Source organism: Heminiphilus faecis (genome assembly GCF_008728965.1).
Lineage (GTDB): Bacteria > Bacteroidota > Bacteroidia > Bacteroidales > Muribaculaceae > Muribaculum > Muribaculum faecis.
In genome coordinates, this window is record NZ_VSMC01000052.1 from 1 (window position 1) to 4,383 (window position 4,383).

Below are 4,383 nucleotides of genomic sequence, written 5' to 3' on the forward strand. Positions count from 1 at the left end.
CAAAAAATCTCTAATAACTCTTGTGTTAAGCGGTTAATGTTATTTGGGCCAAAAGGGTCAATCATATTATGGCCAAAGGGGTGAATTCTGTTTGGCCAAAAGGGTCAAAGTAGAGTGGCTTTTCCACAATCATATTAAGCTATCTTATGTCAGACTCTTGCGCGTTGCGTAAGTCTGGTTCTAATGAATTGGGTTGAAATATTTTTTCTTCTCACCAGTCCACCACATATACAGTTAGGTTTGGTTTATCGGGTATATATAAGGCCCGAACCAAACTAATCCGGCTTCTAACATCCATGACGGCGCCAAATATGTATAAAAACTATTAGATTTGGCTGCGTGACGTAAGTAAAAATCGTTGTTGCACCCTGAATAATGAGTTAGATTGCATCAGGGGCTACTTACATCGTATAGCCAAATATGGTGCAAAAATATGTGATTTGGCTGTGTGATGTAATCAAAATTTCGTATCTTTGTAGTCTAAATTATACCTTATATGCTGATCGGAAGAGAGAAAGAGATACAGGAACTTCGACAGGCCTACGATTCAGACGAGTCTAAGTTTGTCGCTATATTCGGACGCCGTAGAATTGGTAAGACCTATCTGGTCAGGGAGGTCTTTCAAGATAACTTTGCATTTACTTATTCCGGAATGGCGCAAGCTTCTACAAAGGAGCAGTTGCAACGATTCTATTTAACTCTAAAGAGTCAAGGATTCAAGGGAGGGGCATACCCGAATAACTGGATTGAGGCATTCTACATGTTAGAGCAGTATCTTGAAGGATTACCAGAAGGGAAAAAAGTGGTGTTTTTGGATGAATTACCGTGGATGGATGGTCCAAAATCAAGCTTTATGCCTGCTTTTGAGAACTTTTGGAATGCCTGGGCTTCAGCGCGAAAAGATATTCTTCTTATAGTGTGTGGGTCTGCAACATCATGGATGGTGAAGAAGATACTCAAAAACAGAGGGGGACTGCATAATCGTCTGAATAATCAGATACACCTTCAGCCGTTTAATCTGCATGAGTGCGAATTATATGCAAAGAGCATCAATTTGCCTCTGGAACGGCAAGAGATAATGGAGGCATATATGGTGTTTGGTGGTATTCCCTTCTATTGGTCACTTCTGAACAAGTCACTCAGTCTTCCACAGAACATTGACACATTATTTTTTGGGAGAACGCCTAAATTGGGGAATGAATTTAAGGAATTATACTCATCACTTTTTAAGCAGTCGGAGCCGTATCTGGATATAATAACAGCCTTGGCTAAAAAGAAGATTGGAATGACACGTGAAGAGATAATTACTAATGCCAATCTCGCCACAAACGGTCAACTTACTAAATATCTGGAAGATTTAGAAAATTGTGGATTTATCCGACGTTATCAGGCCATTGGCTCTAAGACAAAGAATGCCCTCTATCAGCTTATTGATAATTTCACGCTCTTCTATTTCAAATTTATGGAAGGCAAGAAGAATACGGATGCTAATTACTGGTCTAAAATACAGATGGCATCTATCTTTAATACATGGTGTGGTCTCGCGTTTGAGAGGATATGTCTCTTACACTCAGAACAGATAAAGAAGGCTCTTGGAATAAGTGGGGTTATCACTACCGAATACTCATGGCGCACAGCTGCCACTGATGAACATTCCGGGGCACAGATTGACCTGTTGATTGACCGCAGCGATAAGGCAATAAACCTTTGTGAAATAAAATATTCCGACGGACCATATACGATTGACAAGAAATATATGGAGAATATACGCAACAAGGCAACTCTGTTCCGTCAGTTGACAAAGACCCGCAAAGGGATCGCCCTGACAATGATAACAAGTTATGGACTTGTGAAGAACTCCTATTCGATGAATAATATTCATTCGCAAATCACAGCCGATGACTTGTTTATGGACGCATAAATTACAGATACAATCATAAGAAAAGATGAATCAAATTGATAGAGATTTTGAACAGCGTGTCAAGGTCGCAGACGCTGTCAAGAAATACAATGAGAATCCTACGCCGGAAAACTTCTCCAAATTTTTGATAGAGTTTGCAAAACTTGGTATCGTCAGGTCAAATAATACCGATGAAGAAAAGAAGGTTGCTAAAGAATGGGCTGATTTAACTTATGAATTATTTGCGTCTAAGGATTACGATAAAGCGAAAACAATTCTTGCTAAATTGATGTCTGATGTAGATGCCCTTATTGAGAAAACATCAATACAACAAGGCTAATCCGTAATAGGTGTGATCAACACGATAATAATTCATTAACTTGCTGAATATTTGTTTTTACAAGTTTGTAAAACAGATTTGAGTTTCAAACGTGTTAAGCCTCATCAATCCTCTTTAAGTATGCCAAAACTCCAATAAGACTTTTCTGTGCTCTATCATCATTTTTTAGCCGCATGACAATTTTATTATAGCCTGGTTGATGCCGAAGTTTGTTATTATGAACAACGACTCCCGTCACAACAGGATTCTTAGTTTTATAAAATGTTTTATCGTGACTAATCTTAAAACCGTTATCCATAAGTATTTTCAAAAAACTAGGTATTAAATATTTAAAATCTTGGGATGAAGAAAGGGTCATATCATCTACATAAATAGTAAACTTGATTTTGTGCTTTATAGCTAAATCTGAAATTATTTGACCAGTAGGTTGAAAAACCAGATTAGCAATTAGTGTAGATGTGGGTATGCCCTGTGGAACCTGTCCATTACGTGTAATAAGACGTGTTATAATCCTTGCAATATCAGGTGTAAAGTTGAGGGTTATGAGTGTAGAATATACGCGTTTATGAGAAATTGACGGAAAGAACGATTTTAGGTCCGTCGTGAAGACATATTTATTTCCCTGATGAAAACGAGCATTTAGAATATTATTCTTACCTTTAATACCTCCAAAAAAGAAATCGGGAAATGAAATATTAGACGACAAAAATTTATATATCCGAGATTGTATATTTTTTAAATCTCCTTTTGAAGAATTTATTGTTCGTTTTTTTATATTGCCATTTCCATCTAATTTCGGTTTGCCTGTTAGCTTATCTATCTTAACTTTATCAAATGAGTAGTAGAACTCATCTAAGTGTGTCAAAATATAGTCAAGCCTTTCTGAGCTAACCTTTAAAATATGTAGTAGATGACGTTTGTTTTTAATCATAGAAAGAATTTAGAGAGCAGATCAGTTGAGCACCCATTCCCAAATGAGCTTTATCCAAGGTTTTATTTGGTCATATGCGGATTTTACAACCACAAGACCTTTCGTTATAGACTTTATGAATCCTGTCAATGCAACAATCCATTTAGTCCATTCCTTCACCTTTGAGGTACTCTTACTAACCGCGGAGGAACAATGGAGGGATTTCCGATTAGCCTTCGTCCCTCTGTTTGAAGGCTTTTTTTATTTTTTGCCATAGTTGAAAAATTTTAGTAGTGACGACATTGTCACGTGCCAAAACCAACATCGGTACATGCTAAAACTAACTATAAGCATTGTCTCCATTGCTCTCTAAATTTCACGTGCCATAAAATGACATAGAGGATACAACCATAAAGCACAATAACCAATAATACAATAAGGGTAAAGTGCAAGCAACACTACAACTATAACCCCAAAGGCTAGTAAAGTTGAGTCATGCGGCTTGAGGTCTTTTGTCTCCCCGGTAAACCCGGATAGGGTGCGAATCTAATCGCTTCAATTTTTAGCTTCGTTTTAGCTCTAAAAGCCTTCTCAGTATTTCAATGTACTAATACGATTGCAAAGTTAACATTTTTTTAGGTCTTACCAAAATAAAAATTGAATGTTGACTCCAGAGAACAAGAGAGTAGTATGGCAGTTAATAATGATTTGTGTTGCAAAGTTACGCCATATGTCTAGACTCACACAATTTTTTCTTTTCACCAGCCCACATATATAGTTAGGTTTAGTTTAGTCGGGCATATATAAAGCCCGAACCAAACCAAACTGATTTATCGCTGTGGCGTAGTAAGGGGGCAATGGTCATAATGACTGGGGAAAAGAAACTGTATTATCCGCATTATTTATGGTGGTAGCCGTGGAGATGCGGATTTTTCTTGCCCGATTATCACTGGGTTACGAAAATTTGTTGTAACTTTGCATATGGTAGATAACCGACTCTTTGATAAGCATTGCGCCAAGATCATAGGCATTGCGCGTCACCGTCTTTCCACCGACGGCGACGGCGTGACAACGCTTGTGGCTTTTCATGGTTGTCCGCTCTGTTGTGGGTCAGCGGATTTTCCCGGTGGGTGGTAAGATGTCAAGAGTATAATGTGGCCAGTCTGAACATGAAGAATTTAATGTCACTGACTCCCCTGAATTGGGTACGGAATGCTTTTATCTTTGCGTTGA

General features: G+C 38.0%; 3 protein-coding genes and 1 pseudogene. 2 read left to right on the forward strand and 2 right to left on the reverse strand.

Features of this window, described 5'->3' with window-relative positions; all coding sequences use genetic code 11:
* Positions 1 to 496: 496 nt before the first annotated feature.
* Complete coding sequence (locus FW767_RS12730; RefSeq protein WP_121700397.1) at positions 497 to 1,921, forward strand: AAA family ATPase; 1,425 nt, start codon at positions 497 to 499, stop codon at positions 1,919 to 1,921.
* 25 nt (positions 1,922 to 1,946) lie between these two features.
* Positions 1,947 to 2,240, forward strand: coding sequence for a hypothetical protein (locus FW767_RS12735; protein WP_121700398.1), 294 nt, complete (start codon positions 1,947 to 1,949; stop codon positions 2,238 to 2,240).
* Positions 2,241 to 2,334: 94 nt separating this feature from the next.
* Here FW767_RS12735 and FW767_RS12740 read toward each other — a convergent pair whose 3' ends face one another.
* Together FW767_RS12740 and FW767_RS13380 are read right to left on the reverse strand one after the other, a co-directional pair.
* Positions 2,335 to 3,171 carry a reverse transcriptase family protein gene (locus tag FW767_RS12740; protein ID WP_121700399.1) on the reverse strand — a complete coding sequence of 279 codons (837 nt, stop codon included), beginning with the start codon at positions 3,169 to 3,171 and terminating at the stop codon, positions 2,335 to 2,337.
* Between the two features lie 1,120 nt (positions 3,172 to 4,291).
* Positions 4,292 to 4,383: pseudogene (locus FW767_RS13380) on the reverse strand (transposase); the annotation flags it as partial.

Coding starts and splice junctions, on each gene's coding strand:
- FW767_RS12730 (WP_121700397.1), top strand. CDS start 497: ATGCTGATCGGAAGAGAGAAAGAGATACAGGAACTTCGACAGGCCTAC.
- FW767_RS12740 (WP_121700399.1), bottom strand. CDS start 3,171: ATGATTAAAAACAAACGTCATCTACTACATATTTTAAAGGTTAGCTCA.
- FW767_RS12735 (WP_121700398.1), top strand. CDS start 1,947: ATGAATCAAATTGATAGAGATTTTGAACAGCGTGTCAAGGTCGCAGAC.